Source organism: Acinetobacter sp. UBA6720, assembly GCF_002454215.1.
Lineage (GTDB): Bacteria > Pseudomonadota > Gammaproteobacteria > Pseudomonadales > Moraxellaceae > Acinetobacter.
Map to the genome: position 1 here is coordinate 433 of NZ_DKIK01000108.1, position 2,553 is coordinate 2,985.

1 protein-coding gene and 1 pseudogene are annotated in these 2,553 nt (G+C 38.3%); both read right to left on the reverse strand.

Translation table 11 applies throughout. The annotated features are described in order from the left end of the window. Positions 1-909, reverse strand: a pseudogene (acbB, locus tag B4F08_RS09455) (acinetoferrin biosynthesis monooxygenase AcbB); the annotation flags it as partial. Further along, a partial coding sequence (acbA, locus tag B4F08_RS09460; RefSeq protein WP_291374236.1) for an acinetoferrin biosynthesis protein AcbA occupies positions 902-2,553 on the reverse strand: 1,652 nt, incomplete at its 5' end. The gene acbA and the pseudogene acbB, both read right to left, overlap by 8 nt.

Consider the following 2,553-nt stretch of genomic DNA (forward strand, 5'->3'; position numbering starts at 1 on the left):
ATCTTTCAAATCACATTGACTATGTAAATGTGTCTGTAAGCTTTGACCTGCAATACTGCGGTGATAAAGTCTTTGATAAATTTCCCGAATGGTTTTTGCACTAATTCCCTTGTATAACAAGGCTTGTTGCTTTAACTGCTGTTCCTTTTGCTGCGCAGTCAAATCATAAAAATGCTGTGCATAATCTGGACTAAAATGTTCCAAACCTAATGGCGCATACTCCATCGGGAAGAAACCTTGAGAACGAGTAAACCAATGCAAATCAAACTGATGATTAACAGTATCTTGCTGTTCATCAAATAAGTCGATAAACACTTCAGCTGCAGATTGTCCAGAACCAAGTACGACCACATCGCCATGTAAATCTGTATCGGCATGCGTCATATACTGTGCTGAATGCAGACATTGTTGTGGACGGACTTTCTGAATCTTTACCAAACATTCAGGCAAATATGGCACATTACCACTTCCAATCACTAAATGACGGCATAAATAACTTTGCTGAACACCGTTTGATTCAACGACTACTTTAAAACCTATCGTTTGAGGTTCAATCTTTAGAACCTGCGACTGGTATTCGATACAATCAAGTTGTTCTGCAACCCATTGGCAATAGTGGTTGTATTCACAACGTGGAATATGTGGCTGCTCTAAAAAGTAAAACTTATACAAACGTTGCTGATGACGCAGATAATTCAAAAAACTAAATGGACTGGTTGGATCAACCATCGAGACTAAATCTGCCATAAATGGCACTTGTAATACCGTATTAGGTAGTTGCATACCTGCATGCCAATCAAATTGCGCCTTTTGCTCAAAAAATACGTAATCGAGTGAGCTTTTGTTTTGTAGCAAACTAGCAAGACTTAAATTAAAAGGTCCTAGACCAATTCCAATAAAATCAAGCATAACTGACATCCTTCTGTGAAATACGCAGTGGATTTGGCAGTTGCACGTAAACAGATTGATTTTCTACAGGTGCGATCAACTCGTCTAATTCATGCAAACGTGTCAGCAAGTTGCCTTTATAAGGCAGCGTTGAATTGAACAGTAGTCCTTGTATTAAGGTACTCTCAGGATATTGCTGTAATTGCTCTTCTAAAAATCCAGTTAGATGCGCTAACAATTCATCTTCAGTGATATAGCCTGTTGCACCGATGGCATTAATAATCCCGAACAAAGTATTGCCAAAGAAATAATAACTAAAACGTTCATCAACAAAAGCTTTCGGACCTACCGCAAAGGCTTTTTCTTTCAGTTCAGGAAGTGCTTGCAGAATTTCAGTGGCAAATTCTTCAATATAATAAAAACCTTGGTTATCACGTAACCATAAAGTTTTAGGAAAATGGTTTTCGAGTTCTAATAATACATTTTGTTGATGTGACTCAAATGCCATACCATAACGATGGTATAGATACATCAAAGGCTGCAAACTGACTTCGAGGAACCGATTAAACCAATCTGAAGCAATCTCTGAAACTTCAGCATCAGGATGGGCTTTCGCAATTTTTGCAAATAAGGCATTAAAACGATTTAAAGGCTTGATCGGATGATCTTGGCACAAAGATGCGATACAAGTGACTTGTTGTTGTGGATGGAATGGTTGATCTCGGAAAATACAAATACTTTCATTGATCACTTCATCATCGATTTTTAAAGCGATCCAAGCTGGATCATTGACTGCTTTTAAACTTGGACACTGTTTAAGAATATTTTGCCCAAACTCACTATGCCACAGACGATGTGTCAATTCACCACGATGACATTCTTTGGCCAAATTCACTCGAATAGAATTGGTAATCATCACTGAAAGTGACGGCTTCATCATCCAAGGTGCATTGAAGCTCGCTAATGTGCGTATGGAAGTGGTTGGAGAGAATTGCCAACCACGCAAGCCCAAATCAATCAGTTGCCCTGTTTGCTTTAATCGTTCAAACCAAGCTTTGCCCTGTAAATAACGCGCTTGCCATGGATGTAAAGGAAGTAACTTATATTCCGCATGTGTCTTTAATAAATTGAGATCACTTTCAGATAAATACCACTGTAACGCAGTTTTTAATTGCGCTGAAATAGGTTCATCAGTCGCACTACCTTCTGCAATATAATCTTGGTGCACTAGCCAATAATGAAGTTGAGTCTTACCTTTATTTTCAGGAGAAAAGTTTAACCAATCTTCATGAACAAAGCCTGTCCTACTTTTTGGCGCGGGATGCATACTATGCCCTAAAATCAAAGCTTGCTCTGTTTCAATAAAGCTTTGCCCTGCATTTACTAAATCATCAAATTCATATTCACGATTTTGTAAAAACTGTTGTAGCGCATCTCGACTTTGAATCCACTTTTCTAGTAAAGAAGCAGCATCCAAAGGTAAAGATGATTCAGAAACTAGTTCTTCAAGTAATAACCCAACGATTGCAACTGGACTGAATGATTTTGGCTGACCTGAAATTACGATTTGAGGAAGATTAGCTAACCGATGTCTACCAACACGGCTGACATAAGATAATGGGAAATCACATTGAGCATGAATTGAATTAATCGGAATAGATAACA